Source organism: Streptomyces sp. NPDC090106 (genome assembly GCF_044747265.1).
Classification (GTDB): domain Bacteria; phylum Actinomycetota; class Actinomycetes; order Streptomycetales; family Streptomycetaceae; genus Streptomyces.
On sequence record NZ_JBIVDS010000004.1, the window covers coordinates 419,279 to 444,244 of the forward strand.

The following is a 24,966-nucleotide window of genomic DNA, read 5'->3' on the forward strand; positions in this document are numbered from 1 at the left end:
GTCAGCGGCGCTGTTGCTCCGCCTGGGTGCGGGCCACGTAAGCCGCCGCCTGTGAGCGCCGTTCCATGCCGAGTTTGCCCAGCAGGCTGGACACATAGTTCTTGATCGTCTTCTCGGCGAGGTGCATCCGTTCGCCGATCACCCGGTTGGTGAGCCCCTCGCCGATCAGGTCGAGGATCCTCCGCTCCTGGTCGGTGAGGTGCGCCAGCCGCTCGTCGCCCTTGGGCGTGCCGCCGCCGCGCAGCCGTTCGAGCACGCGGGCGGTGGCGACCGGGTCGAGCAGGGACCGGCCGGCCGCCACGTCCCGTACCGCCGTCAGCAGTTCGTTGCCCCGGATGGCCTTGAGGACATAGCCGGAGGCGCCCGCCATGATGGCGTCGAAGAGTGCCTCGTCGTCGGCGAACGAGGTCAGCATCAGACAGTGGATGTCCTCGTTCCCGGACCGGATCTCGCGGCAGACCTCCACCCCGCTGCCGTCCGGGAGCCGTACGTCGAGCACCGCGACATCGGGCCGGGTGGCCGGGATGCGGGCCAGCGCGTCGGCCGCCGTGCCGGCCTCGCCCACCACCTCGATGTCGTCCTCGACCGAGAGCAGCTCATGGACGCCACGCCGGACGATCTCATGGTCGTCGAGCAGAAATACGGTGATTTTTCCGTCTTCGGGCACGCCGCAAGTCAAACACACAAACTCTTCCCGTGACCTGGGCACCCGGGATAACGTGCCGTTGCTCCGGCCGCCTGCAAGGCTGTGACCAGCGACTGTTCCCGATTTTGCCTTCTTTACTTGGAAATCCAAGTAAAACCGCAGGTCAGGAGGGGTTTCACAGAATTGTGGACCACTGGGTAACGTGCCTCTTGCAGGGCGCTCGCCGGGGCACCTGTCACGCCTGTGCCCGACCGGACCGCACCCACCCCGTGCGTCCGCGGGGCCACAGGTGAGCCGCACTGGCACCCGGCGAACCCGGATGCCGGACCGACGGAGGAGCACACGTGACCGTGGAGAGCACTGCCGCGCGCAAGCCGCGACGCAGCGCCGGGACCAAAAAGTCCCCCAGCACCGAGCCCGAGCTGGTTCAGCTGCTGACGCCCGAGGGCAAGCGCGTCAAGAACGCCGCGTACGACAAGTACGTCGCCGCCCTCACCCCCGACGATCTGCGCGGTCTGTACCGCGACATGGTGCTCACCCGGCGCTTCGACGCCGAGGCCACCTCTCTTCAGCGCCAGGGCGAACTGGGCCTGTGGGCGTCGCTGCTCGGCCAGGAGGCCGCCCAGATCGGCTCAGGGCGCGCCCTGCGCGACGACGACTACGTCTTCCCGACCTACCGCGAGCACGGCGTGGCCTGGTGCCGCGGGGTCGACCCGACCAACCTGCTGGGCATGTTCCGCGGCGTGAACAACGGCGGCTGGGACCCCAACAGCAACAACTTCCAGCTCTACACGATCGTCATCGGCTCGCAGACCCTGCACGCCACCGGCTACGCCATGGGCGTCGCCAAGGACGGCGCCGACAGCGCGGTCATCGCCTACTTCGGCGACGGCGCCTCCAGCCAGGGCGACGTGGCCGAGTCGTTCACGTTCTCCGCGGTCTACAACGCCCCGGTCGTGTTCTTCTGCCAGAACAACCAGTGGGCGATCTCCGAGCCGACCGAGAAGCAGACCCGCGTCCCGCTCTACCAGCGCGCGCAGGGCTACGGCTTCCCGGGCGTCCGGGTCGACGGCAACGACGTGCTGGCCTCCCTCGCGGTCACCAAGTGGGCGCTGGAGCGCGCCCGCAACGGCGAGGGCCCCACCCTCGTCGAGGCGTACACGTACCGGATGGGCGCCCACACCACCTCCGACGACCCGACCCGCTACCGGGGCGACGAGGAGCGCCAGTCCTGGGAGGCCAAGGACCCGATCCTGCGCCTGCGCCGGTACCTGGAGGCCTCAAACCACGCGGACGAGGGATTCTTCGCGGAACTGGAGTCCGAGTCCGAGACGTTGGGCAGGCGAGTGCGTGAGGCGGTCCGCGCCATGCCGGACCCGGACCACTTCGCGATCTTCGAGAACGCGTACGCGGACGGACACGCGCTGGTGGACGAGGAGCGCGCCCGGTTCGCCGAGTACCAGGCGTCGTTCGCGGACGGAGAGGGGGCCTGACATGGCGGCGGAGAACGTGACCACGAAGAACCTGGCGCTGGCCAAGGCGATCAACGAATCGCTGCGCCACGCGCTGGACGCCGACCCCAAGGTCCTGATCATGGGCGAGGACGTCGGCAAGCTCGGCGGCGTCTTCCGGGTGACGGACGGACTCCAGAAGGACTTCGGCGAGCAGCGGGTCATCGACACCCCGCTCGCCGAGTCCGGCATCGTCGGCACCGCGATCGGCCTGGCCCTGCGCGGCTACCGACCGGTCGTGGAGATCCAGTTCGACGGCTTCGTCTTCCCGGCCTACGACCAGATCGTCACCCAGCTCGCCAAGATGCACGCCCGCTCGCTCGGCACGGTCAAGCTGCCGGTCGTCATCCGCATCCCCTACGGCGGTGGCATCGGCGCCGTGGAGCACCACTCGGAGTCGCCCGAGTCGCTCTTCGCGCATGTCGCGGGCCTGAAGGTGGTCTCCCCGTCGAACGCCTCCGACGCGTACTGGATGATGCAGCAGGCCATCCAGAGCGACGACCCGGTGATCTTCTTCGAGCCCAAGCGCCGCTACTGGGACAAGGGCGAGGTCACCACCGAGGCCATCCCCGGCCCCCTGCACAAGGCGAAGGTCGTCCGCGAGGGCACCGATCTGACCCTGGTCGCCTACGGCCCCATGGTGAAGACCTGCCTGGAGGCCGCGGACGCCGCCGCCGAGGAGGGCCGCTCGCTGGAGGTCCTCGACCTGCGCTCGGTGTCCCCGCTCGACTTCGACACCGTCCAGACCTCCGTCGAGAAGACCCGCCGGCTGGTCGTCGTCCATGAGGCGCCGGTGTTCTTCGGCTCGGGCGCGGAGATCGCCGCCCGGATCACGGAGCGGTGCTTCTACCACCTGGAGGCCCCGGTGCTCCGGGTCGGCGGCTACCACGCCCCGTACCCGCCGGCCCGCCTGGAGGACGAGTACCTGCCGGGCCTGGACCGGGTGCTCGACGCCGTCGACCGCGCCCTGGCGTACTGAGGAGAGGGACGTGACGACGATGACCGAGACGTCCGTACGCGAGTTCAAGATGCCCGACGTGGGCGAAGGGCTCACCGAGGCCGAGATCCTCAAGTGGTACGTCCAGCCCGGCGACACCGTCACCGACGGCCAGGTGGTGTGCGAGGTCGAGACCGCCAAGGCGGCCGTCGAACTCCCCATCCCCTACGACGGGGTGGTGCGCGCGCTGCACTTCCCCGAGGGGACGACGGTCGACGTGGGCACGTCGATCATCGCGGTCGACGTGTCGGGCGGTGCCGCCGCCGAGGCGCCCGCGGCTCCCGCTCCCGCCGCCTCCGAGCCGGAGCCGGAGAAGAAGCCCGAGGGCCGTCAGCCGGTCCTGGTCGGGTACGGCGTCGCCGCCTCCTCGACCAAGCGGCGCCCCCGCAAGGGCCCGCAGGTCCCCGCCCAGGAGGCTCCGGCCGCCGCGGGCGAGGTACCGGCGGAGCTGAACGGGCACGGGGCCGCCGTCAAGGAGCGCCCGCTGGCGAAGCCGCCGGTGCGCAAGCTGGCCAAGGACCTCGGCGTCGACCTGACGACGGTCGTCCCGACCGGCCCGGACGGCGTCATCACCCGCGAGGACGTCCACGCGGCCGTGACGGTCCCCGAGACCCCGGTCGCGGCGCCCGTCCAAACGGCCCCGGCGCTCCCCTCCCCGACCTACGACGGTGCGCGGGAGACCCGCATCCCGGTCAAGGGCGTACGCAAGGCGACGGCGGCGGCGATGGTCGGATCCGCCTTCACCGCCCCGCACGTCACCGAGTTCGTCACCGTCGACGTCACCCGCACAATGAAGCTCGTCGAGGAACTCAAGCAGTCCGCCAAGTACGGCATGCAGGGGCTGCGGGTCAATCCGCTGCTGCTCATCGCCAAGGCTCTGCTGGTCGCGATCAGGCGCAACCCGGACATCAACGCGTCCTGGGACGAGGCGAACCAGGAGATCGTCCTCAAGCACTACGTGAACCTGGGCATCGCCGCCGCCACCCCCCGCGGACTCATCGTCCCGAACATCAAGGACGCGCACGCCAAGACCCTGCCGCAACTGGCCTCGGAGCTCGGGGAGCTGGTGTCGACCGCCAGGGAGGGGAAGACGACCCCGGCGGCCATGCAGGGCGGGACGGTGACCATCACCAACGTCGGCGTCTTCGGCGTGGACACCGGCACCCCGATCCTGCCGCCCGGCGAGTCCGCGATCCTCGCCATCGGCTCGATCAAGCTCCAGCCGTGGGTCCACAAGGGCAAGGTGAAGCCCCGCCAGGTCACCACGCTGGCACTCAGCTTCGACCACCGTCTCGTCGACGGCGAACTGGGCTCCAAGGTGCTCGCCGACGTCGCCGCGATCCTGGAGCAGCCGAAGCGGCTGATCACCTGGGCGTGAGCGGCGGACCCGACCGTCGGACATGAGTGAAGGGGCCGGCGCCCGAGAGCGCCGGCCCCTTCCTGGTCCTGTCCCTGTCCCTGTCCCTGGTCCTGTTCTTGTCCTTGTCGCCGGTCCGGATCCGGATCCGGACTACAGGTAAGGCCCGCCCGTCCGGCCGCCGGCCGGTCCTTCCTCGCCCTCGTGCCCGACGCCCGGCGGCAGCGCGCGGCGCATCTGCTCCAACTGGGCGCGCGCGGCCATCTGCTGGGCGAACAGGGTGGTCTGGATGCCGTGGAAGAGGCCCTCCAGCCAGCCCACCAACTGGGCCTGCGCGATGCGCAGTTCCGCGTCGCTCGGGGTCGACCCGTCGGAGAAGGGCAGGGACAGCCGCTCCAGCTCCTCCACCAGCTCCGGCGCCAGCCCGTCCTCCAGCTCCTTGACCGAGCTGCGGTGGATCTCCTTGAGCCGGGCCCGGCTCGCCTCGTCCAGAGGAGCGGCGCGGACCTCTTCCAGCAGCTGCTTGATCATGCTGCCGATCCGCATCACCTTGGCGGGCTGCTCGACCATGTCCGTCACCGGGATCTCACGGGAGTCGTCGTCCCCGGTGCCACCCAACGCCATCCCGTCCTGTCCCACGACCAGGATCTGGGGCTGCTCGGGTGACCGTTCGTTCCTCGGCATCTCCATACCGTCATTCTCTCGCACCCCTCCACCTCATCACCGGGGTGCCCCCGGTGGAGGGTGATCCACCGTTTTCCCGCGTGCGGCCCAACCCGTGATGCCGAAGCCGGGAGGGGGTGTGACGCTGGGTGCGTGACGCGACGGCTGCGCACGGTGCGCGCTACGGGACTGCTGGTCGCCCTTCTCTCCCTGGGCGCCGGGACGCCCCCTGCCGCGGCGGCGGGCGACCCCTCACCCGGGGTCCACGCGCCCCGTGCGGAGCCCTCCCGGGCGGGCAGCAGGGCCGGGGAGGGCCGTGAGCGCCCGGGACGCCGCGAGCCGGTGCCCGACCCCGAGGCCGCGGCCCCCCGGACGGCCACCCCCAGCGGCGTACCGGAGCCCGTACGGACCCCGGTGCCGCCGCCGTCCCCGGTCGCCCAGCAGGCCGTCACCCCGGACACGCAGCCCACCGGGCCGGTCCTGCGCGTCCTGCCCCTGGGCAGCGGCCTGGTCCTGATCGGTCTGGGCCTGGGCACCGCGCTACTGGGCTGGCGCCTGCGCCGCGGCTGACGCGGGGGAGGCCCGCGCAGGCGCGCGCCGACCCCGCATCCGCGCCGCCCCCGCCCACATCGACACCGGCGTCCCCGCCGCGTTCCGCCGGACCGGGTCCTACGGGGCGACCAGGAGGACCTTGCCCACGTGGGTGCTCTCCTCCAGTACGCGGTGGGCGGCGGCCGCGTCGCTCATCGGGAGCTCGCGGTCGACGACCGGCCGGACCTGACCGGAGTCGATCAGCGGCCAGACGTGTTCGCGCACGGCGGCGACGATCGCCGTCTTCTCGCTCAGCGGGCGGGCGCGCAGGGAGGTCGCGCTGACGGCGGCGCGCTTGCCCAGCAGGGTGCCGATGTTCAGCTCGCCCTTGATGCCGCCCTGCATGCCGATGATGGCGAGGCGGCCGTTGACGGCGAGGGCGCGGACGTTGCGGTCCAGGTACTTGGCGCCCATGTTGTCGAGGATGACGTCCGCGCCGGCGCCGTCCGTGGCCTTCGCGAGCTCTTCGACGAAGTCCTGCTCCTTGTAGTCGATCAGGATGTCGGCGCCGAGGGCCGCGCACCGCTCCAGCTTCTCGCGGGAGCCCGCCGTGACGGCGACCTTCGCGCCGACGGCCTTCGCGAGCTGGATCGCCATGGTGCCGATGCCGCTGGAGCCGCCGTGCACGAGGAGGGTCTCGCCGGGGCGCAGGTGGGAGATCATGAAGACGTTGGACCAGACCGTGCAGGTGACCTCCGGCAGCGCCGCGGCCCTCTTGAGGTCCAGTCCCTCGGGCACGGGCAGGAGCTGGCCCGCCGGGACGGCGACCTTCTGCGCGTAGCCGCCGCCCGAGAGCAGGGCGCACACCTCGTCGCCGACGGCCCAGCCCGTCACGCCGGGGCCGAGTGCGGCGATCCGGCCGGAGCACTCCAGACCGGGGTAGGGGGAGGCACCGGGCGGCGGGTTGTAGAAGCCCTGGCGCTGGAGGATGTCGGCCCGGTTGACGGCGCCGGCCACCACCTCGACCAGCACCTCGCCCTCGCCGGGCACGGGGTCCGGCACCTCGCTCCAGATCAGCGCCTCGGGACCGCCGGGTTCGGGAATCGTGATCGCATACATGGCGCCGACGCTACTCCCCGGCCCCCGCACCGCCGGGTCCCTGGTCGCGGCCTGTCCCGGTCTCCGGTCGCGGCCCGCCCGGGTCTCCGGTCGCGGCCCGCCCGGGTCCCTGGTCGCGGCCCGTCCCGGTCCTTCGGCGGGGCCCGGGGAAATTTCCTGTGCGGCACCGATGAGTTTGCGCGAAGGTAAAGGTCTCCCCATGCGTAGCCCAAGCACATGCCCGCTCCAGCACGTGGAAGCAGCGACAAGCACGCGGAAGGACGACCCACCATGAGCCAGCACACCTCCGGCCTGGCCATCGAGACCGCGGGTCTGGTGAAGACGTTCGGCGAGACCAGGGCGGTCGACGGAGTGGATCTCTCCGTCCCGGCCGGCACGGTCTACGGCGTCCTCGGCCCGAACGGCGCAGGCAAGACGACGACGGTGAAGATGCTCGCCACGCTGCTGCGCCCCGACGGCGGCGAGGCCCACGTCTTCGGCCACGACGTCGTCCGCGAGGCCGACGAGGTGCGCGGCCGGGTGAGCCTGACCGGCCAGTACGCCTCCGTCGACGAGGACCTCACCGGCACCGAGAACCTGGTCCTGCTGGCCCGGCTCCTCGGCCATCACAAGAAGGCCGCGCGAGGCCGCGCCGACCGGCTCCTGGAGGCCTTCGGGCTGACGGACGCCGCGGCCCGCCAGGTCAAGCACTACTCCGGCGGCATGCGGCGCCGTATCGACATCGCCGCGTCCATCCTCAACACCCCCGACCTGCTGTTCCTGGACGAGCCGACGACCGGCCTCGACCCGCGCAGCCGCAACCAGGTCTGGGACATCGTGCGCGCGGTCGTCTCCCAGGGCACCACCGTGCTGCTGACCACGCAGTACCTGGACGAGGCCGACCAGCTGGCGTCCCGGATCGCCGTCATCGACCGGGGCAGGGTGATCGCCGAGGGCACCAAGGGCGAGCTGAAGGCGTCCGTGGGCGCCGGCTCCGTCCATCTGCGGCTGCGGGACCCGGCCCGGCGGCCGGAGGCGGAGGCGCTGCTGCGGCTGGCCCTGGACACGGACGTCCAGCTGGAGCCCGACCCGGTGGCCCTCACCGCGCGGCTCTCCGCCGCGACCGGCGACTCGGCCGCCGAGCAGGCCTCGCGCGCGCTCGCCGAACTGGCCCGCACCGGCATCACCGTCGACAACTTCTCGCTGGGCCAGCCCAGCCTGGACGAGGTCTTCCTCGCCCTCACCGGACACGGCACCCCTGACTCCGAGGAGGTGGCGGCATGACCGCCCCCGCGACCACCGAGGCCAAGGACCTGGCCCCCGTCAGCGCCGAGTCGCTCGCCGCGCTGCTCGTCACCGGCGAACGGCCCCCGCGCCCGAGCGCCCTGTCGGCCTCGCTGACCTTCGGCTGGCGGGCGATCCTGAAGATCAAGCACGTCCCCGAGCAGCTCTTCGACGTGACCGCGTTCCCGATCATGATGGTGCTGATGTACACGTACCTGTTCGGGGGCGCTCTCGCCGGTTCCCCGAAGGAGTACATCCAGTTCCTGCTGCCGGGCATCCTCGTGATGTCGGTCGTGATGATCACGATGTACACCGGGGTCTCGGTGAACACCGACATCGAGAAGGGCGTCTTCGACCGCTTCCGCTCGCTGCCGATCTGGCGGCCGTCGACGATGGTCGGCTATCTCCTCGGCGACGCCCTGCGCTACACGATCGCCTCGGTCGTCATGCTGACCGTCGGCATGATCCTCGGCTACCGGCCCGACGGCGGGGTGGCCGGTGTCCTCGCCGGGATCGTGCTGCTGGTCGTGTTCTCGTTCGCGTTCTCGTGGATCTGGACGATGTTCGGGCTGATGCTGCGCAGCGAGAAGTCGGTCATGGGCGTCAGCATGATGGTGATCTTCCCGCTGACGTTCCTGTCCAACGTCTTCGTCGACCCCCGCACCATGCCGGGCTGGCTCCAGGCGTTCGTCAACAACAGCCCCATCAGCCATCTGTCCTCCGCCGTGCGCGGGCTGATGGCGGGCGACTGGCCGGCCGACGAGATCGCCTGGTCGCTGGGGTGGGCGGGCCTGCTCCTCGCGGTCTTCGGCCCGATCACGATGCGGCTCTACAACCGCAAGTAGCCCGCCCTCCCGTGAACCCCCGTCAGTCCTGCGGCAGCGGACGCGCGTCGGGCGCCACCTGGGTGCCCGGCGTCGCCCGCACGATGGTGATCAGCCGGTCGGTCAGCTGGAGCGACCCGACGTCCGGATCGTCGTACCCCAGCACGCGGTGGCCGCGTACGACGCTGACGACGAGGTCGTCGGTCTGCCGCGGGCTGCGGCCCACCTCGGCCTTTATGACCGGCCGTTCGACGATGTCGAGCCCGCTGCCCTGGTGGATGAGGTCCTCCATCACCATGCCCGCGGCGGGGCTCAGGCAGGAGAGCCCGAGCAGGCGTCCGGCGGCGCTGGCGCTGGTGATGACGGCGTCGGCGCCGGACTGCTTGAGCAGCGGCGCGTTCTCCTCCTCGCGCACGGCGGCCACGATCTTCGCGGCCCTATTGAGCTGCCGGGCCGTCAGCGTCACCAGGACGGCCGTGTCGTCGCGCTGCGTGGCGATGATGATCTTCCGCGCCTTGTGCACCTCGGCCCGCCGCAGCACATCGCTGCGCGTGGCATCGCCGACGACTCCGGCGAAGCCCTCCGCGGTCGCCGCGTCGATCACCTTGGAGCTGGGGTCGACCACGACCACCTGCTCCTTCTTCAGCCCGGTCGCGCAGACGGTCTGGATCGCCGACCGCCCCTTCGTCCCGAAGCCGATGACGACGGTGTGGTCGCGCAAGGTGGACCTCCAGCGGTTGAGCCGCCATTCCTCCCGGGTGCGTTCGGTGAGGACTTCGAGCGTGGTGCCGACCAGGATGATCAGGAACAGCACGCGCAGGGGCGTGATGACGAGGATGTTGGTGAGCCGGGCGGCGTCGCTGACCGGGGTGATGTCGCCGTAGCCCGTGGTGGAGAGGGTGACGGTGGCGTAGTACGCCGCGTCAAGGAAGTCGACATGGCCGTCGGAGTTGTCGTTGTACCCGCCGTTGTCGGCGTAGACGATCAGCGTGGTGGCGACCAGCAGCAGGAACGCCACCGAGACCCGCTTGGCTACCTGCCGGAACGGGTGCTGCACCAGCTTCCTCGGCAGCTTCACCCGATGGGTCACGAGATGCTCGTCGGCCTGCCGGGCGATCGCGTCATGGCCCGGAAGTTTCACGTGAAACACACCTCGATCCCGGCGGACGCCCAGGGCAGATCGAGCAGTTCGACCTCCTGCCCCGCCCGCGCACCCCCCGGCGGTACGACGGCCAGCGCGTCGGCCGCCGCGATCCCGCGCAGCATGGCCGGCCCGTTGTAGTGCAGCGGTACGGCGCTCTCCCCGCGCAGGACGACCGGGATGAGCCGGGTGTCGTACGGATGCCCGTGCACCTCGTCGCGCAGGGGCAGGACGAAGGGCTCGGGGGCGGGACGGGCCGCGAGGGTCCGCAGCAGCGGCTCGGCGAGCGTGAGCAGCCCGGAGACGGCGGCGAGCGGATTGCCCGGCAGCCCGACGACGTACTGGTGCTCCTTGACCCGGGCCAGCAGCATCGGGTGCCCGGGACGCACCTTGACTCCGTTGACGAGCAGTTCGGCGTCGATGCGCCGGAGCGTGGGGTGGACATGGTCGACGGGGCCGGAGGCGGTGCCGCCGGTCGTGACGATCAGGTCGGCGTCCGAGGTGGTGATCGCCTTGTGCAGCGCCTTGGCGTCGTCCCCGAGGCGGCGGACGGCGATGACCTCGGCGCCGAGCGAACGCAGCCAGGGCGGCAGCATCGGGCCGAGCGCGTCCCGGATCAGCCCGTCGTGGGGCAGGCCCCCGGTGAGCAGCTCGTCGCCCAGGACGAGGACGTCGACACGGGGGCGGGGGACGGCGGCGAGCGTGTCGTACCCGGCGGCGGCGGCGAGCCCGAGGACGGCCGGGGTGACGAAGGTGCCGACGGGCAGGAGCTGGTCGCCGCTGCGGCACTCCTGGCCGCGGGGGCGGATGTCCTGGCCGTGGGTGAGGTCCCGGGTGGCGTGCAGTCGGCCCTGGGTGTCGGTGCGGCCGTGCTCGCTGCGGATGACCGCCGTGGCGTCCGACGGGATCCGGGCGCCGGTCGCGATCCGCACCGCCTCGCCGTCGCCGAGCCGCCCGGGTTCGGCGTGCCCCGCGAGCACGCCCTCCTCGCGCACGGCCCAGGGGCCGGGGCCCGCGACCGCCCAGCCGTCCATCGCGGAGGTGTCGAAGGAGGGCAGGTCGGTGAGGGCGGTCAGGGGCGCGGCCAGGGTGAGGCCGAGGGCCGCGTCGAGGGGCACGGAGACGGGGGCCCGGCGGTCGCCCCGCATCGCGGTGCGGGCCGCGCGGGCGGCGACGGCACGGGCCTGGGGCCAGGGGGTCGCCTTGTGGTGGTGCGGCGCGGGCCCGGGTGCGCCGTCCGGTGCGCCGGCCTGGGACGGGGGCGCCTTGTCCGCGGGCGCGGAGCCTTTGTCGCCGTTCACCAGGGCGAGCACCTCCTCGACGTCGAGGTCCTCGGCGTCGGCGGCGTGGGGACGGGCGGTCATCCGGCGTCCGTGCCGGGCTCGGCGGCGGGCCGGGCGTCGGGGGCGTCCTCGTCGGGCCAGGCGAGCGCGAGGGCGGAGGCCTTGCGGGCGGCTTCGGCGACGGCCTCCGGGCCGCCTCCGGCCAGCGCGGCGGCGTAGCCGACGAGGAAGGTGGTCAGCGGCGCCCCGGGGCGGGCCACGTTGTGCGCGGCGTCGCGGGCGAGGTCCAGCAGGAGACGGGTGTCGACGTCGATGTCGATGCCCAGCTCGTCCTTGACTGCGGAGATCCATTCATCCAACACGTGCCCATGCTCCCTGATCCGTGCCCTGGCGGTGGCGATGTCGTCCCAGGTGTCGCAGTCGAAGGACGCGACGGGGTCGGGGACGCGGGTGAGGTCGAGCGCGCCGGTCAGCCGGCGCAGGGGCAGCCCGGTGAGGGCGCCCTCGTGGTCCCGGGCGAGCGTGCCGAGCCCGCCGCGCAGCGCGTCCGCGCGGTACGCGGCGACCAGCGGCTGGTCGCGGCCGTCGGCGTCGGTGAGCAGCGCGCCGTCGCCGCCGCCCGAGCGGAGCGCGGTCAGCAGCCGCCGGACGGTGTCCCCGGTGAGGAACGGCAGATCGGCGGAGAGGACGACGACGTCCGCGGCGGTGGTGTGCGCGAGCCCGGCGCCGAGCGCGGCGAGCGGTCCGCCGCCGGGCGGGTCCTCGCGGGCCCAGGTCACCGGCCGTGCGGTGGGGCCGGGTTCGGCGACGACGACGGTCGTGGCCGCGTCGGCGCAGGCCGCGAGGACACGGTCGAGCAGCGCCCGGCCGCCCACCCGGACCCGGGGCTTGTCCACACCGCCGAGCCGCCGGGCGGCACCCCCGGCGAGCACGACGACGTCGTATGCGGTCACCCCCCGAGTATGCGTGCCGTGGCGATCACAGGGAACGTGCGCGGGGCCACGCGATCACCGGGTGCGCGGCGGCACCGGATTCACAGGGTGCGCAGCAGCACCGCCGGCTGTTCCACGCAGTCCGCGACATACCGCAGGAAGCCGCCCGCGGTGCCGCCGTCGCAGACCCGGTGGTCGAAGGTGAGGGAGAGCTGCACGACCTGGCGCACCGCCAGCTCCCCTTCGTGCACCCACGGTTTGGCGGCGATGCGGCCGACGCCGAGCATGGCCGCCTCGGGGTGGTTGACGATCGGGGTGGAGCCGTCGACGCCGAACACCCCGTAGTTGTTCAACGTGAAGGTGCCGCCGGTGAGTTCGGCGGGGGTGAGGCCGCCCGTGCGCGCGGCCTCGGTCAGCCGGGCGAACTCCGCGGTCAGCGACTCCGCGCCGCGCGTGTGCGCGTCGCGGACGACCGGGACGACCAGGCCGCGGTCGGTCTGCGCGGCGAACCCGAGGTGGACGTGGTCGAGGCGGACGATCTCCCGGGCCTCCGTGTCGACCGTGGAGTTGAGCTCGGGGAACCGGGCGAGGGCCGCGGTGCAGACGCGGGCGAGGAGGGCGATCAGGGCGATCCTCGGCCCGCCCGCCGCGTTCATGGCCGTGCGCGCGCGCAGGAGTTCGGTCGCGTCGGCGTCCACCCAGCAGGTGGCGTCGGGGATCTCGCGCCGGCTGCGGGAGAGCTTGTCGGCGACGGCCCCGCGGACGCCCTTGAGGGGAATCCGCGTGCCTCCGGCGACAGAGGCGGGGGCCGGGACGGGAGCGGGGACGGCGGCCGGGGTGCGGTCCTGGGCGGCGCCGGCGCGCAGCGCGTACTCGACGTCGGCGCGCACGATCAGCCCCTCGGGGCCCGACCCGGTCAGCTCCCGCAGGTCCAGGCCGTTCTGGCGGGCCAGGCGGCGCACCAGGGGCGAGATGACCGCCACGGGGCCCTCGGGCGCCTCCTGGCGGACGGTGACGGGAGCGACGGCGGTCCCGTTGGTCCCGGGCGGCGCGGAGCGCACCCGGCGCCGGCGCGCCGGGGCCTGTGACGTGCCGTATCCCACCAGGACGTTCCCGGAGCCCTCCGGCTCGGCGGCCGGCTCCGGTGCCCCGACCGCCACGGTGATCAGCGGTGCGCCCACCGGGAGTTCGCTGCCCTCCTCGCCGAAGCGGGCGGTGACGACACCGCCGTAGGGGCAGGGCACGTCGACGAGCGCCTTGGCCGTCTCGACCTCGACGACCGGCTGGTCGACGGCGACGACGTCGCCGACCTGGACCAGCCAGCGCACGATCTCCGCCTCGGTGAGTCCCTCCCCGAGGTCGGGGAGCCTGAACTCCAGGACCTGAGCCATCAGTTCTCCGCCTCCCACTGAAGACGCGCGACCGCGTCCAGGATCCGGTCCACGCCGGGCAGGTGGTGACGCTCCAGCATCGGCGGCGGGTAGGGGATGTCGAACCCGGCCACGCGCAGCACCGGCGCCTCCAGGTGGTGGAAGCAGCGCTCGGTGACGCGGGCCGCGATCTCCCCGCCCGGGCCGCCGAACCCGCCCGACTCGTGCACGACGACCGCGCGCCCGGTCCGGCGGACCGAGGCGGCGACCGTCTCGTCGTCGAACGGCACCAGGGAGCGCAGATCGACGACTTCGAGGTCCCAGCCCTCCGCCCGCGCCGCCTCGGCGGCTTCGAGGCACACGGGTACGGACGGCCCGTACGTGATGAGTGTGGCGGTCCGCCCCGGCCGGCGCACCACCGCCCTCCCGATCGGTTCGACCTCGGTGGGGTGCTCGGGGTTCCAGGAGTCCTTCGACCAGTACAGCCGCTTGGGCTCCAGGAAGACGACGGGGTCGTCGGAGGCGATGGCCGCGCGCAGCAGCCCGTAGGCGTCCTCGACGGTGGCGGGCATGACGACGTGCAGGCCCGGGGTCGCCATGTAGTACGCCTCGGAGGAGTCGCTGTGGTGCTCGACGCCGCCGATGCCGCCGCCGTAGGGGACGCGGATGGTGACCGGGAGCGGCATGGCGCCGCGGGTGCGGTTGCGCATCCGGGCGACATGGCTGACGAGCTGCTCGAACGCCGGGTAGGCGAAGGCGTCGAACTGCATCTCGACGACCGGCCGGAGCCCGTACATGGCCATGCCGACGGCGGTGCCGAGGATGCCCGCCTCGGCGAGGGGGGTGTCGGTGCAGCGGTCCTCGCCGAACTCGGCGGTGAGGCCGTCGGTGATGCGGAAGACACCGCCGAGGGCGCCGACGTCCTCGCCCAGGACGTGGACGGCGGGGTCCTCGGCCAGGGCGTCGCGCAGGGCGCGGGTGAGGGCCTGCGCCATGGTGGCGGGCTTCACCGCGGTGGTGGTCATCGGTCGCCCTCTTCCTGTTCCGCCGCGAGTTCGGCGCGCAACTGGGCCCGCTGTTCGCGCAGTTGCGGGGTGGGCTCGCTGTAGACGTGCGCGAAGAGGTCCATGGGGTCCAGGGCCGGGTCCTGGTTCATGCGCTCGCGCAGATCGGCGGCCATGGTCTCGGCGGCGTCGCGGGCGGCCTGGACGCCGGCCTCGTCGAGGAGCCCGCGCTCGGTCAGTTCGTGCTCCAGGAGGGCGATCGGGTCGTGGCCGCGCCAGGTCTCGACCTCCGCCTCGACCCGGTAGCGGGTGGCGTCGTCGGCGTTGGTGTGGGCGTCCACCCGGTAGGTGATCGCCTCGACGAGGGTGGGGCCGCCGCCCGCGCGGGCGCGGCGCACGGCGTCGGTGAGGACCTCGTGGACGGCGGCGGCGTCGTTGCCGTCGACCAGGCGGCCGGGCATGCCGTAGCCGACGGCCTTGTGGGCCAGCGACGGGGCCGCGGTCTGCTTGGCGAGCGGTACGGAGATCGCGAAGCCGTTGTTCTGGACGAGGAAGACGACCGGCGCCTGCCAGACGGCGGCGAAGTTCAGCGCCTCGTGGAAGTCGCCCTCGCTGGTGCCGCCGTCGCCGACCATGGCGAGCGCGACCACGTCGTCGCCCTTGAGGCGGGCGGCGTGGGCGAGACCGACGGCGTGCGGGAGCTGGGTGGCGAGCGGGGTGCACAGGGGGGCGACGCGGTGCTCGCGCGGGTCGTAGCCGGTGTGCCAGTCGCCGCGCAGCAGGGTGAGCGCCTGGACGGGGTCCAGGCCTCTGGCGACGGCGGCGAGGGTGTCGCGGTAGCTGGGGAAGAGCCAGTCGCGCTCCTCCAGGACCAGCGCGGCGGCGACCTCGCAGGCCTCCTGGCCGGTGCTGGAGGGGTAGACGGCGAGGCGTCCCTGCTTGGTGAGGGCGGTGGCCTGCGCGTTGTAGCGACGGCCGCGCACCAGCTCCGCGTACAGGCGGCGCAGCAGGGCGGGGTCCGCCGCGCCGGCCGCCTCCGTGCCGAGGACGCGGTGGGGCTCGGCGTCCGGCAGCAGCGGCGCGGGGTCCATCCGGGGCTGCCAGGCGGGCGGCGGCGATGGCCGGTACGCGCCCCGCTGCTCCATGACCGTCATGACGGCACCTCCTCGTGGGAGCGGCTTACGGCGCGCCACGGGTTGTGATGCGCCTCACCTACCGATTGTTCGGTCGTCGGCACATTTTGGCTACAGGCCCCCTCAGGCTGTGGACAAACGGTTCTCCACAGCCTGAGATGGACGCAGTACGTCCATGGTAGGGAGGCGGGGGGACATGGCACCTGAACAAATGGCCGAAGGCCCGGAGGGCGGCACCCCGCTGCCGCCGCCGCGCCCGCTGGACGCGATCGACCAGGACATCCTCCAGATGCTCCAGGCGGACGGCCGCGCCTCGATACGGTCCGTCGCCGAACGCGTCCACGTCTCGCGCGCCAACGCCTACGCGCGGATCAACCGGCTCATCGAGGACGGCGTCATCCGCGGCTTCGGCGCCCGCGTCGACCACGAGCGCGCGGGCCAGGGCACCTCGGCGTACATCACCCTGAAGATCGTCCAGAACACCTGGCGCACGGTGCGCGAGCAGCTGCGGGCCCTGCCCGGCGCCTCGCACATCGCCCTGGTGGGCGGCGACTTCGACGTCCTGCTGCTCGTCCACACCCCGGACAACCGATCCCTGCGCGAGCTGGTCCTCACCCGCCTCCAGGCCATCCCCGAGGTGCTCAGCACCCGCACCCTGCTGGTCTTCGAGGAGGAGGACCTGGAACCGCAGGGCTAGCACCGGCCAGGAGGTGCCCCGCCGCACCCCTCTAGGCGCTCCTGAGGCCGCCGAAGACCAGGTGGACCACCGCGTCCGCCACCTCGCGCTCGTTCATGCCGCGGCCGTCCGGGCGGTACCACTCGACGATCGAGTTGATCATGCCGAAGACGAGCCGGGTGGCGAGACGGACCTCGACGTCACCGCGTACGTCGCCCTCGGCCGCCGCGGCCTTGAGGAGTTCGGCGACCTCGTGGTCGAAGTCGCGGCGGCGCTCCAGCGCCCAGCGCTCGGTGCCGGTGTTGCCGCGCACACGGAGCAGCAGGGTCACGTAGGGCAGCTCCGCGATGAGGACCTCGACCATGCGGCGCACGACGTACTCCAGGCGTTCGGCCGCGTGGCCCGCGCGCGCGTGCTCCTCCTGGAGGATGCCGAACAGGCCGTCCAGGGCGCGGCTGACCGCGCGGCGCAGGAGCTCCTCCTTGCCGGTGACGTGGTGGTAGATCGACGACTTGGAGATGCCGGCCGCCTTGGACAGGTGCTCCATGGAGGTGCCGTCGTAGCCGCGCTCGTTGAAGACCTGGACGGCGACGGACAGCAGCGTCTCGGGGGTGTACGTGTCCCGCTTGGCGGTGGTCATGAGGTACTGCCCTCCCTCTTGTCGGTGGCGTACGCGTGGCGGTACAGCGCGAGGGACGGGGCGTACCGCCCGGAGGGGTCGCGCAGGTGGAGGTCGTCGAGGAGCGCGTAGGCCCAGTTGCGGCCCAGCCGGCGGCTCCATTCGAAGGGCCCCAGCGGGTAGTTGACGCCGAGCCGCATCGCGGTGTCGATGTCCTCCTCGGTGGCCACGCCCTTGGCGACGGCGTCGTGCGCGAGGTCCACCACCCGGGCGACCGTGCGGGCGACGATCATGCCGGGCACGTCACCGATGACGCTGACGTCCTTGCCGAGCGCCTGGAACAGGCCGATCGCCTCGGCGAGGGTCTGCTGGGCGGTGTCCTGGGAGGCGGAGAGCGCGATCCGGGTGGCCCTGCGGTAGTCCAGCGCGAGGTCGAAGTAGACGACGTCCCGGAACTCCACCGAGGTCTGCCCGTCGGCGAGGGCGAGCTGGCCGCCGCTCGGCAGCACCAGCCGGGTGCCGTGGTCCTCGTCCTCCTCGCGGACCGGGACGCCCGCCTCGCGGATCAGGGCGAGCAGCTCGGACGCGGGGCCCAGGTCGCCCTCGGCGACGACGTACGCGGGCGCCCTGGCCGGTTCCGCGGTGTGCGGTTCGGCGGGCTCGGCGTCGGGCCCGTGCTCGTACCAGCCCTGTCCGCTCTTGCGGCCGAGGCGGCCGGACTCGACGAGGCGGCGCTGGGCGAGGGAGGGCGTGAAGCGCACGTCGCGGAAGAAGGCCTCCCACACGGAGCGCGTCACCGACTCGTTGACGTCCTGCCCGATCAGGTCGGTCAGTTCGAAGGCGCCCATCCGGAAGCCGCCGCACTCGCGCAGCACGGCGTCGATGGTGGCCGGGTCGGCGCCCTGCGCCTCGTGGACCGCGAAGGCCTCGGCGTAGAAGGGCCGGGCGATCCGGTTGACGATGAAGCCGGGGGTGTCGGCGCAGGCGACCGGCGTCTTGCCCCAGGCACGCGCGGTCTCGTACGCGCGCGTGGCCGAGGTGACGTCGGTGGCGAACCCGGAGACGACCTCGACCAGCGGCAGCAGCGGGGCGGGGTTGAAGAAGTGCAGGCCGACGAACCGCCCCGGGTTGCGCAGGGCGCCGCCGATGGCGGTCACCGACAGGGAGGAGGTGTTGGTGGCGAGCAGACAGTCCTCGCCGACCACGTCCTCCAGTGCGCGGAAGAGCTCCTGTTTGACCTCCAGCCGCTCCACGACCGCCTCGATGACGAGGGTGCAGTCGGCGAGCCCGGCGATGTCCTCGACGGGCGTCAGCCGCGCGCGGGCGGCGTCCCGGTCGGCGCCGCCGAGCCGGTCCTTCTCGACGAGCCGGTCCAGGCGGGCGCCGATCGCCTCGGCCGCCTCACGGGCCCGTCCGGGCAGCGAGTCGTACAGGCGTACGGCGTGGCCGGCGGTCAACGCGACCTGGGCGATGCCCTGTCCCATGGTGCCGGCGCCGACGACGGCCACGGGGCTGCTGAGGTCGAGTGCTGTCATGTGCGCGATCCTCCCGCACGGGGTTTTCCACAGATGCGGCGGACCCCCTTGTCCCGACCGATCGTTCGGTTACTCTAACTCCGACGGGCTGGTCCTGCCCATGTTCCTGCCCGGGCCACCGCCCGGGTCCGCCGCCAGGTCATGAGCTCGACGAAGAGTTCTCGACGACTAGGAGTTGGTCCCGCATGACCTCCGAACCGACCGCCCACGCCCTCATCGCCCGGCACCGGCCCACCCTCGACCAGGCGCTGGAGGCCATCCGTACCCGCGCCTACTGGTCCCCGCACCCCGAACACCCCAAGGCCTACGGCGAGAACGGCAGCCTGGACGCGGCGGCGGGCAAGGCCGCCTTCGACGCCCTGCTCGGCACCCGCCTCGACCTCGGCCAGCCCGGCACGGACGGCTGGGTCGGCGGCGAGGTCTCCCCGTACGGCATCGAGCTGGGCGTCGAGTACCCGCACACGGACGCGGACGTGCTGCTGCCCGCGATGAAGGCCGGCCAGCGGGCCTGGCGGGACGCGGGCGCGGAGATCCGCGCGATGGTCTGCCTGGAGATCCTCAAGCGCGTCAGCGACCGGACGCACGAGTTCGCGCACGCGGTCCAGCACACCTCCGGCCAGGCGTTCATGATGGCGTTCCAGGCGGGCGGCCCGCACGCGCAGGACCGCGGCCTGGAGGCGGTGGCCTACGCGTACGCGGAGCAGATCCGCACCCCCGACACCGCGGAGTGGACCAAGCCCCAGGGCAAGCGGGACCCGCTCGTGCTCGGCAAGCGGTTCACGCCGGTCCCGCGCGGCATCTCGCTGATGATCGGCTGCAACACCTTCCCGACCTGGAACGGCTACCCGGGCCTGTTCGCCTCCCTCGCCACCGGCAACGCCGTCCTGGTCAAGCCGCACCCGCGCGCGGTGCTGCCGCTCGCGCTGACCGTCCAGGTGGCCCGCCAGGTGCTGGGAGAGACCGGCTTCGACCCGAACCTGGTCGCGCTCGCCGTCGAGCGGCCCGGCGAGGGCATCGCCAAGAGCCTCGCGACCCGCCCCGAGATCCGGATCGTCGACTACACCGGCTCCACGGCGTTCGGCGACTGGCTGGAGGCCAACGCCCGCCAGGCGCAGGTCTACACGGAGAAGGCCGGCGTCAACACGGTGCTCGTCGACTCCACGGCGAACTACCGGGGCATGCTCTCCAACCTGGCCTTCTCGCTGTCCCTGTACAGCGGCCAGATGTGCACCACCCCGCAGAACCTGCTGATCCCCCGCGACGGCATCCGCACCGACCAGGGCCCGCGCACCTTCGACGAGGTCGTCGCCGACCTCGCCCGCGCGGTCGACGGCCTGCTCGGCGACGACGCCCGCGCCAACGCGTTGCTCGGGGCGATCGTCAACCCGGACGTGAAGGCGCGCGTGGAGGCCGCGGCGGGCCTCGGCGAGGTCGCCCTGGCTTCCCGGGAGATCGTCAACCCGGAGTTCCCGGACGCGGTCGTGCGCACCCCGGTCGTCGTCAAGCTGGACGGCGCCAAGCCGGACGACGAGGCGGCCTACATGAGCGAGTGCTTCGGCCCGGTCGCCTTCGCCGTCGCCGTCGACTCGACCGCCGACGCGGTGGAGCTGCTGCGGCGCACGGTCCGGGACAAGGGCGCGATGACGGTCGGCGCGTACACGGACGACCCCGAGGTCGAACAGGCCGTGCAGGAGGTCTGCTTCGAGGAGGCGGCCCAGCTGTCGCTGAACCTCGTGGGCGGGGTGTACGTCAACCAGACCGCGGCGTTCTCGGACTTCCACGGGTCGGGCGGCAACCCGGCGGCCAACGCCGCGCTGTGCGACGGGGCGTTCGTGGCGAACCGGTTCCGGGTGATCGAGGTCCGCAGGGAGGTCTGAGCCCCCGCCCGCAGCCCGGCCGCAGCCCGCCCGCAGCCCGGCCGCAGCAGCGCCTAGAAGGGCGCCGCGGTCGACGTGCTCCAGTGGTAGAGCGTCATCCCGACGCTCGTCGCCAGGTTGTAGCTGGAGACCTGCGGGCGCATCGGCAACGCCACCAGCTGGTCGGCGCGGGCCCTGAGCGCGGCACTCAGCCCGCTGCGCTCGGAGCCGAACGCGAGGACGGCGTCGTCCGGGACCTTCACGGCCCGGATGTCGTCGCCCTCGGGGTCGAGCGCGAACAGGGGTCCCGGGGGCAGCTCCGGGACCGTCAGCCGTTCCACGGCGGTCGCGAAGTGCAGTCCCGCACCGCCGCGCACGACCGTGGGATGCCAGGGGTCGAGGGTCCCGGTGGTGACCACGCCGGTCGCCCCGAAGCCCGCCGCGAGCCGGATCACGGCGCCCGCGTTGCCGAGGTTGCGCGGCTCGTCCAGGACGACGACGGGCGCGGTGCGCGGCAGCCGGGCCAGCCGCTCCAGATGGGCCGCGCGGGACGGCCGTACCGCCAGCGCGGCGACGGCGGTGGGGTGCGGGCGGGCGACGAGCGACTCGTAGACCGCGCGCGGGACCTCGGTCAGCAGGGCGTCCAGGGTGCCGCGGACATCGGGCGCGAGGTCGTCGGCGAGGGCGAGCGCGGCGGCCCGGTCGGCGGTGACCGCCAGCGGGACCTCGGCGCCGAAGCGCAGCGCGTGCTTGAGGGCGTGGAAGCCGTCGAGGAGCACGCGGGAGTCGGCGAGCCGGTGCCAGGCACCCACGGGGTCGGTCATGCCGTGAAGCCTACGTGCGGCTCCTCGGTGCCCTCCGGGTCCCGGGACGTGCCCTCCGGGTCGCGGGCGCCCTCGGGGTCCCTGGGCGCGGGGACGGCCGCCCCGGAGCCCTTCCCGCGGCCCCTGAGCCGCTCCCGCGCACGGGCGGCGAGGCCCCCGAGGCGGCGCAGGAAGGACGTCGGCAGGAAGACGGCGTCGGCGGCGATCATCGCCAGCGAGAAGAACGGCAGCCCGAGGACGACCGCGATCACCGCGTGCTCGGTCATCATCGCGGCCAGCAGGACGTTCTTGACCCGCCGGTTGAACAGCGTGAACGGGAAGGCGACCTGCACGGCGACGGTGCCGTAGGTGATGAGCAGCACCATCACGGCGCTGGAGGACAGCACGTCGGCCAGGGCCGGCCAGGGCGAGAAGTAGTCCAGGTGCAGCGGGTAGTAGACGGCGGTGCCGTCCTGCCAGCGCGAGCCCTGGATCTTGTACCAGCCGGCCGTCGCGTAGATCAGACAGGCCTCGGCCATGACGACGAGCAGGGCGCCGTTGTGGACGACGGAACCGATGACGTCGAGCAGGATGCGCGGCTCGGCGCCGCCCCGCCGCTCGACCAGCCACCACAGGCCCAGCGCGAGCCACACCGTCCACAGCAGCACGGGCACGAACGGGTCGCCCTCGAAGAGCCGCCCCGCCCCGGTCGCCGCGACCAGCACCAGCCCCAGCGCGACCCAGAGCACGGGCCCCACCCGGTCCCGCGCCCCGGGCGTACGGGCACGGCGCCGGGCGTCCAGCGACCACACCTGGCCGCAGCGCGTGAAGACGAGGTAGACGCTCATCAGGTGGAGCACGTTGTCGCCGCCGTCGCCCATGAAGATGCTGCGGTTCTGGAGGGAGAGCACGCCCACCATGAACAGCACGGACATGGTGCGGGTGCGCCAGCCCACCAGGAGCAGCGCGCTCGACACGACGGCGAGGGCGTAGACCAGCTCGAACCAGAACTGGCTGTTCGACCAGATCAGAGCCGTGAACGCGCCGTTGCCGGAGATGAGCTGCTCGGCGAGGTCCCAGCTCCAGGGGCCGTCGGGCCCGTACAGCTCCTGGCGGTGCGGCAGTTCGCGCAGCAGGAACAGCAGCCAGGTGGCGGCGAAGCCGATCCGGACCACGGCGCTCTGGTAGGGGCCGAGGGCGGACCCGGTGACCCGGGCGATGCCGCGGGACAGGGCCAGCGCGTAGCGGTTCACCGCGCCACCCCCTCGGTGTCGGCGGGCGTCACGGCCCACCAGGGCACCTCGCGGTAGACCGGCTTGTCGGAGACGCTCTCGCGGCTCCAGGAGGGCGGCGGCACGCTGGTCGTGCGCGAGCGCACCTGCACCCGCTCCACGGTCCCCGTCTCCTCGCGGCCGATCCGCATCACCACGATCCGGCGCAGATACGACTCCGAGAGCGCCCCGCGCAGCCCGGAGGGCCGGTTGTCGGCGGTGTGCGTGGCGAGGAAGAAGTCCCAGGCGCGGCGCAGCTCGTTCTGCTGGGTGTGGCTGGGCAGGAGGTTGCCGTCGATGGCGCGGCCGTCCTCGGCGGACAGGTCGTACCAGCCGGTGGTCCGCGTCCCGCCGTCCCGCGTGCGGATCTCGGCACGCGCCTGCACGGCGATGTTCTGCTGGAGGGGGTTGGGGGCGAACAGCTTCCAGTTCTGCTCGAACTCGGGGTAGATCCAGTCGTCGATCGCCGTGCCGTGCTGCTTGGTGACCACGTTCACTGGCGCGACGTGCAGGAACGTCATGCCCAGGTGCACGCAGACGGTGACCGCGACGACCGCGAGGGCCACGGCGGCGGCGATCTGGTAGCGCAGGGAGAGCGCGGCGACGCCGGTGCGGGGTTCGGCGGCGGGCAGGGCGTCGGGGTCGTCCCGCGGCCCGTGCCGGACGGCCGAGCCCGTGTCGTACGCGTCCATTCCGCCCCTGATTTCCCGGTTCCCACCGTTCGCCGGTCCCGTGCGCCGCGCCGTCGGCGCCGGAGGGGAACGGTACTGGGTCGGGCGGCACCGCCGCGATGCCCGTCCCGGGAGGACGCCGGGCAGGGCCCCGGGGACATGGCCGCCCCGTTCCCTTCTTCTAGAACCTGTTCTATCTTGACGGTCCGTCAGATCGGCCGGGGACGCCGATCGGCCAGGCCGTCGGGAGGACCGGGACCGTGGACTTCACCTTCACCGAGGAGCAGCAGGCCGCGGCCGAGGCGGCGCGCGGGGTGTTCGCGGGGGTCGTGCCGGACGGGGTGCCCAGTCCGGCGATGACCGCGGGCGCCGTCGCCGAGGGCTTCGACCGGCCGCTGTGGAACACGCTCGCCGACGCGGACCTGCTGAGCCTGCTGCTGGCCGGCGAACACGGCGGCGCCGGCCTGGACGCCGTCGCCCTGTGCCTGGTGCTGTGCGAGTCGGCGCAGGTGCTGGCCCGGGTGCCGCTGCTGGAGAACAGCGCCGCCGCGGCGGCCGTGCAGGCCTACGGCGGCCCGGAGCTGCGGGCCCGGCTGGTGGCCCGGGCGGGCCGCGGCGAGACCGTGCTGACCGTCGCCGCCAGCGGCCGCACCGGCCACGACCCGGCCGAGCTCGCCGTCACCGCGCGGCGCGAGAACGGCGCCTGGGTCCTGGACGGGGCGCAGACGGCGGTGCCCTGGGCGTACGACGCCGACCTCGTCGTCGTACCGGCGCACACGGCGGCCGGGGCGAGCGTGCTGGCGCTGGTGGCGCCGACGGGCGACGGGGTGGCGCTCGCGGAGCAGTTCTCCACGACGGGGGAGCGGCTCGGGGAGCTGCGCCTGGACGCGGCACGGGTGGCCGCGGGGGACGTGATCGACGCGGAGGGCGCCTGGGAGTGGCTGCGCGGCCTGCTGACCGTCGGGACGTGCGCGCAGGCGCTCGGGCTGGGCCGCCGGGTGCTGCGGATGACCGGCGAGTACACGAGCGGGCGGGAGCAGTTCGGGTTCCCCGTGGCCACGTTCCAGGCGGTGGCCGTGCAGGCCGCCGACCGCTACATCGACCTGCGCGCGATGGAGGCCACGCTGTGGCAGGCGGCCTGGCGGCTCGGCGCGGGCACCCAGGGGGCGCTGCCGGTGGCCGGGGAGATCGCCGTCGCCAAGATCTGGGCCTCGGAGGGGGTGCGGCGGATCGTGCAGACGGCCCAGCATCTGCACGGCGGGTTCGGCGCCGACGTCGAGTACCCGCTGCACCGGTACCACGCCTGGGCCAAGCACCTGGAGCTCTCGCTCGGCCCGGCCGCGGCCCACGAGGAGGCGCTCGGCGACCTGCTGGCGGCGCACCCCCTGGGGTGAGCCGCCGCGCGGCCTAGAGGACGAAGGCGGGCGAGCCGCTGTCGGTGACCATGGGGCGGCCCGCGCCGTCCCAGGCGAGCATGCCGCCGTCGATGTTCACCGCGTCCACGCCCTGCTGGACGAGGTACTGGGTGACCTGCGCGGAGCGACCGCCGACCCGGCACATCACATAGGCGGTACGGCCGTCCGCGACCGCCTCGGTCACCTCGCCGAAGCGGGCCACGAAGTCGCTCATGGGGACGTGCAGCGCGCCCTCGACATGGCCGGCGGCCCACTCGTCGGACTCACGGACATCCAGGACGAGGCCGTCGGCCGGGACACCGGCTACCTGGACGGACGGCACAGCAGCTCCGAAACTCATGGCCCC

At 73.0% G+C, this 24,966-nt stretch carries 24 protein-coding genes; 9 read left to right on the forward strand and 15 right to left on the reverse strand.

Annotated features, from left to right (window positions below):
- Nucleotide 1: 1 nt before the first annotated feature.
- Nucleotides 2-667, reverse strand: coding sequence for a response regulator (locus ACIPSE_RS15655; protein ID WP_401662611.1), 666 nt, complete (start codon nucleotides 665-667; stop codon nucleotides 2-4).
- Between the two features lie 323 nt (nucleotides 668-990).
- On the opposite strand from ACIPSE_RS15655, the gene pdhA (ACIPSE_RS15660) reads away from it, so the two are divergent.
- The 3 genes from pdhA (ACIPSE_RS15660) to ACIPSE_RS15670 are packed head-to-tail and all read left to right on the forward strand — an operon-like array spanning nucleotide 991 to nucleotide 4,532.
- On the forward strand, nucleotides 991-2,139 hold the full coding sequence (pdhA, locus tag ACIPSE_RS15660) for a pyruvate dehydrogenase (acetyl-transferring) E1 component subunit alpha (RefSeq protein ID WP_401662613.1): 1,149 nt from the start codon (nucleotides 991-993) through the stop codon (nucleotides 2,137-2,139).
- Nucleotide 2,140: 1 nt separating this feature from the next.
- Entirely contained in the window at nucleotides 2,141-3,136 is a 996-nt protein-coding gene (locus ACIPSE_RS15665) for an alpha-ketoacid dehydrogenase subunit beta (protein ID WP_401662615.1), read from the forward strand.
- Nucleotides 3,137-3,146: 10 nt separating this feature from the next.
- Entirely contained in the window at nucleotides 3,147-4,532 is a 1,386-nt protein-coding gene (locus ACIPSE_RS15670; protein WP_401662617.1) for a dihydrolipoamide acetyltransferase family protein, read from the forward strand.
- 132 nt (nucleotides 4,533-4,664) lie between these two features.
- Here ACIPSE_RS15670 and ACIPSE_RS15675 read toward each other — a convergent pair whose 3' ends face one another.
- A complete protein-coding gene (locus ACIPSE_RS15675) occupies nucleotides 4,665-5,201 on the reverse strand; it encodes a bacterial proteasome activator family protein (RefSeq protein WP_401662619.1) in 537 nt (178 codons plus the stop codon).
- A gap of 126 nt (nucleotides 5,202-5,327) precedes the next feature.
- Here ACIPSE_RS15675 and ACIPSE_RS15680 point away from each other — a divergent pair, with 126 nt between their 5' ends.
- Entirely contained in the window at nucleotides 5,328-5,744 is a 417-nt protein-coding gene (locus ACIPSE_RS15680) for a hypothetical protein (RefSeq protein ID WP_401662621.1), read from the forward strand.
- A 99-nt stretch (nucleotides 5,745-5,843) separates the two neighbouring features.
- Here ACIPSE_RS15680 and ACIPSE_RS15685 read toward each other — a convergent pair whose 3' ends face one another.
- Nucleotides 5,844-6,824 (reverse strand): NAD(P)H-quinone oxidoreductase, encoded by a 981-nt coding sequence (locus ACIPSE_RS15685; protein ID WP_401662623.1) that lies wholly within the window; start codon nucleotides 6,822-6,824, stop codon nucleotides 5,844-5,846.
- A gap of 270 nt (nucleotides 6,825-7,094) precedes the next feature.
- Between ACIPSE_RS15685 and ACIPSE_RS15690 the strand changes: the two genes are divergently transcribed.
- Nucleotides 7,095-8,087, forward strand: a complete 993-nt coding sequence (locus ACIPSE_RS15690) for an ATP-binding cassette domain-containing protein (protein WP_401662625.1) — start codon at nucleotides 7,095-7,097, stop codon at nucleotides 8,085-8,087.
- The gene (locus ACIPSE_RS15695) at nucleotides 8,084-8,932 is read left to right on the forward strand and encodes an ABC transporter permease (protein ID WP_401662627.1); all 849 of its coding nucleotides are present in this window, start codon (nucleotides 8,084-8,086) and stop codon (nucleotides 8,930-8,932) included. Before ACIPSE_RS15690 ends, ACIPSE_RS15695 begins: the two co-directional genes overlap by 4 nt.
- Nucleotides 8,933-8,954: 22 nt before the next feature.
- On the opposite strand, the gene ACIPSE_RS15700 is transcribed toward ACIPSE_RS15695, so the two are convergent.
- From ACIPSE_RS15700 to pdhA (ACIPSE_RS15725), 6 genes are all read right to left on the reverse strand, one after another.
- On the reverse strand, nucleotides 8,955-10,052 hold the full coding sequence (locus tag ACIPSE_RS15700) for a potassium channel family protein (protein WP_401662629.1): 1,098 nt from the start codon (nucleotides 10,050-10,052) through the stop codon (nucleotides 8,955-8,957).
- Nucleotides 10,049-11,416: a molybdopterin molybdotransferase MoeA gene (locus ACIPSE_RS15705; protein WP_401662631.1), complete on the reverse strand. Its 1,368-nt coding sequence runs from the start codon at nucleotides 11,414-11,416 to the stop codon at nucleotides 10,049-10,051. Before ACIPSE_RS15705 ends, ACIPSE_RS15700 begins: the two co-directional genes overlap by 4 nt.
- Nucleotides 11,413-12,288, reverse strand: coding sequence for an NTP transferase domain-containing protein (locus tag ACIPSE_RS15710; protein WP_401662633.1), 876 nt, complete (start codon nucleotides 12,286-12,288; stop codon nucleotides 11,413-11,415). The genes ACIPSE_RS15705 and ACIPSE_RS15710 overlap by 4 nt, the downstream gene beginning before the upstream one ends.
- Before the next feature lie 80 nt (nucleotides 12,289-12,368).
- Entirely contained in the window at nucleotides 12,369-13,658 is a 1,290-nt protein-coding gene (locus ACIPSE_RS15715) for a dihydrolipoamide acetyltransferase family protein (protein ID WP_401662635.1), read from the reverse strand.
- Complete coding sequence (locus tag ACIPSE_RS15720; RefSeq protein WP_401662637.1) at nucleotides 13,658-14,662, reverse strand: alpha-ketoacid dehydrogenase subunit beta; 1,005 nt, start codon at nucleotides 14,660-14,662, stop codon at nucleotides 13,658-13,660. Before ACIPSE_RS15720 ends, ACIPSE_RS15715 begins: the two co-directional genes overlap by 1 nt.
- Nucleotides 14,659-15,795, reverse strand: coding sequence for a pyruvate dehydrogenase (acetyl-transferring) E1 component subunit alpha (gene pdhA / locus ACIPSE_RS15725; RefSeq protein ID WP_401662639.1), 1,137 nt, complete (start codon nucleotides 15,793-15,795; stop codon nucleotides 14,659-14,661). Before pdhA (ACIPSE_RS15725) ends, ACIPSE_RS15720 begins: the two co-directional genes overlap by 4 nt.
- Before the next feature lie 190 nt (nucleotides 15,796-15,985).
- Between pdhA (ACIPSE_RS15725) and ACIPSE_RS15730 the strand changes: the two genes are divergently transcribed.
- Nucleotides 15,986-16,471, forward strand: a complete 486-nt coding sequence (locus tag ACIPSE_RS15730; RefSeq protein ID WP_401663117.1) for an Lrp/AsnC family transcriptional regulator — start codon at nucleotides 15,986-15,988, stop codon at nucleotides 16,469-16,471.
- Between the two features lie 31 nt (nucleotides 16,472-16,502).
- Here the strand turns inward: ACIPSE_RS15730 and ACIPSE_RS15735 are convergent, their stop codons facing one another.
- Nucleotides 16,503-17,090 carry a TetR/AcrR family transcriptional regulator gene (locus ACIPSE_RS15735; protein WP_401662640.1) on the reverse strand — a complete coding sequence of 196 codons (588 nt, stop codon included), beginning with the start codon at nucleotides 17,088-17,090 and terminating at the stop codon, nucleotides 16,503-16,505.
- A complete protein-coding gene (locus ACIPSE_RS15740; RefSeq protein ID WP_401662642.1) occupies nucleotides 17,087-18,604 on the reverse strand; it encodes a 3-hydroxyacyl-CoA dehydrogenase in 1,518 nt (505 codons plus the stop codon). The genes ACIPSE_RS15735 and ACIPSE_RS15740 overlap by 4 nt, the downstream gene beginning before the upstream one ends.
- Nucleotides 18,605-18,789: 185 nt before the next feature.
- Between ACIPSE_RS15740 and paaN the strand changes: the two genes are divergently transcribed.
- Complete coding sequence (paaN, locus tag ACIPSE_RS15745) at nucleotides 18,790-20,481, forward strand: phenylacetic acid degradation protein PaaN (RefSeq protein ID WP_401662644.1); 1,692 nt, start codon at nucleotides 18,790-18,792, stop codon at nucleotides 20,479-20,481.
- Nucleotides 20,482-20,534: 53 nt separating this feature from the next.
- Here paaN and ACIPSE_RS15750 read toward each other — a convergent pair whose 3' ends face one another.
- From ACIPSE_RS15750 to ACIPSE_RS15760, 3 genes are read right to left on the reverse strand one after another with little or no spacing between them, the layout of a single operon-like run.
- Nucleotides 20,535-21,284 (reverse strand): TrmH family RNA methyltransferase, encoded by a 750-nt coding sequence (locus ACIPSE_RS15750; protein WP_401662646.1) that lies wholly within the window; start codon nucleotides 21,282-21,284, stop codon nucleotides 20,535-20,537.
- Nucleotides 21,281-22,516, reverse strand: a complete 1,236-nt coding sequence (locus ACIPSE_RS15755) for an HTTM domain-containing protein (protein WP_401662648.1) — start codon at nucleotides 22,514-22,516, stop codon at nucleotides 21,281-21,283. Before ACIPSE_RS15755 ends, ACIPSE_RS15750 begins: the two co-directional genes overlap by 4 nt.
- Nucleotides 22,513-23,226, reverse strand: coding sequence for a DUF5819 family protein (locus ACIPSE_RS15760; RefSeq protein ID WP_401662650.1), 714 nt, complete (start codon nucleotides 23,224-23,226; stop codon nucleotides 22,513-22,515). The genes ACIPSE_RS15755 and ACIPSE_RS15760 overlap by 4 nt, the downstream gene beginning before the upstream one ends.
- Nucleotides 23,227-23,465: 239 nt before the next feature.
- On the opposite strand from ACIPSE_RS15760, the gene ACIPSE_RS15765 reads away from it, so the two are divergent.
- On the forward strand, nucleotides 23,466-24,599 hold the full coding sequence (locus ACIPSE_RS15765; protein ID WP_401662652.1) for an acyl-CoA dehydrogenase family protein: 1,134 nt from the start codon (nucleotides 23,466-23,468) through the stop codon (nucleotides 24,597-24,599).
- A gap of 13 nt (nucleotides 24,600-24,612) precedes the next feature.
- On the opposite strand, the gene ACIPSE_RS15770 is transcribed toward ACIPSE_RS15765, so the two are convergent.
- On the reverse strand, nucleotides 24,613-24,960 hold the full coding sequence (locus ACIPSE_RS15770; RefSeq protein WP_401662654.1) for a rhodanese-like domain-containing protein: 348 nt from the start codon (nucleotides 24,958-24,960) through the stop codon (nucleotides 24,613-24,615).
- Nucleotides 24,961-24,966 lie beyond the last annotated feature (6 nt).

Excerpts from the sequence above, each read along its gene's own strand:
- ACIPSE_RS15665 (WP_401662615.1), top strand. The coding sequence starts at position 2,141 with ATGGCGGCGGAGAACGTGACCACGAAGAACCTGGCGCTGGCCAAGGCG.
- ACIPSE_RS15675 (WP_401662619.1), bottom strand. The coding sequence starts at position 5,201 with ATGGAGATGCCGAGGAACGAACGGTCACCCGAGCAGCCCCAGATCCTG.
- ACIPSE_RS15685 (WP_401662623.1), bottom strand. The coding sequence starts at position 6,824 with ATGTATGCGATCACGATTCCCGAACCCGGCGGTCCCGAGGCGCTGATC.
- ACIPSE_RS15690 (WP_401662625.1), top strand. The coding sequence starts at position 7,095 with ATGAGCCAGCACACCTCCGGCCTGGCCATCGAGACCGCGGGTCTGGTG.
- ACIPSE_RS15695 (WP_401662627.1), top strand. The coding sequence starts at position 8,084 with ATGACCGCCCCCGCGACCACCGAGGCCAAGGACCTGGCCCCCGTCAGC.
- ACIPSE_RS15705 (WP_401662631.1), bottom strand. The coding sequence starts at position 11,416 with ATGACCGCCCGTCCCCACGCCGCCGACGCCGAGGACCTCGACGTCGAG.
- ACIPSE_RS15715 (WP_401662635.1), bottom strand. The coding sequence starts at position 13,658 with ATGGCTCAGGTCCTGGAGTTCAGGCTCCCCGACCTCGGGGAGGGACTC.
- ACIPSE_RS15720 (WP_401662637.1), bottom strand. The coding sequence starts at position 14,662 with ATGACCACCACCGCGGTGAAGCCCGCCACCATGGCGCAGGCCCTCACC.
- pdhA (WP_401662639.1), bottom strand. The coding sequence starts at position 15,795 with ATGACGGTCATGGAGCAGCGGGGCGCGTACCGGCCATCGCCGCCGCCC.
- ACIPSE_RS15730 (WP_401663117.1), top strand. The coding sequence starts at position 15,986 with ATGGCCGAAGGCCCGGAGGGCGGCACCCCGCTGCCGCCGCCGCGCCCG.
- ACIPSE_RS15735 (WP_401662640.1), bottom strand. The coding sequence starts at position 17,090 with ATGACCACCGCCAAGCGGGACACGTACACCCCCGAGACGCTGCTGTCC.
- ACIPSE_RS15740 (WP_401662642.1), bottom strand. The coding sequence starts at position 18,604 with ATGACAGCACTCGACCTCAGCAGCCCCGTGGCCGTCGTCGGCGCCGGC.
- paaN (WP_401662644.1), top strand. The coding sequence starts at position 18,790 with ATGACCTCCGAACCGACCGCCCACGCCCTCATCGCCCGGCACCGGCCC.
- ACIPSE_RS15750 (WP_401662646.1), bottom strand. The coding sequence starts at position 21,284 with ATGACCGACCCCGTGGGTGCCTGGCACCGGCTCGCCGACTCCCGCGTG.
- ACIPSE_RS15760 (WP_401662650.1), bottom strand. The coding sequence starts at position 23,226 with ATGGACGCGTACGACACGGGCTCGGCCGTCCGGCACGGGCCGCGGGAC.
- ACIPSE_RS15770 (WP_401662654.1), bottom strand. The coding sequence starts at position 24,960 with ATGAGTTTCGGAGCTGCTGTGCCGTCCGTCCAGGTAGCCGGTGTCCCG.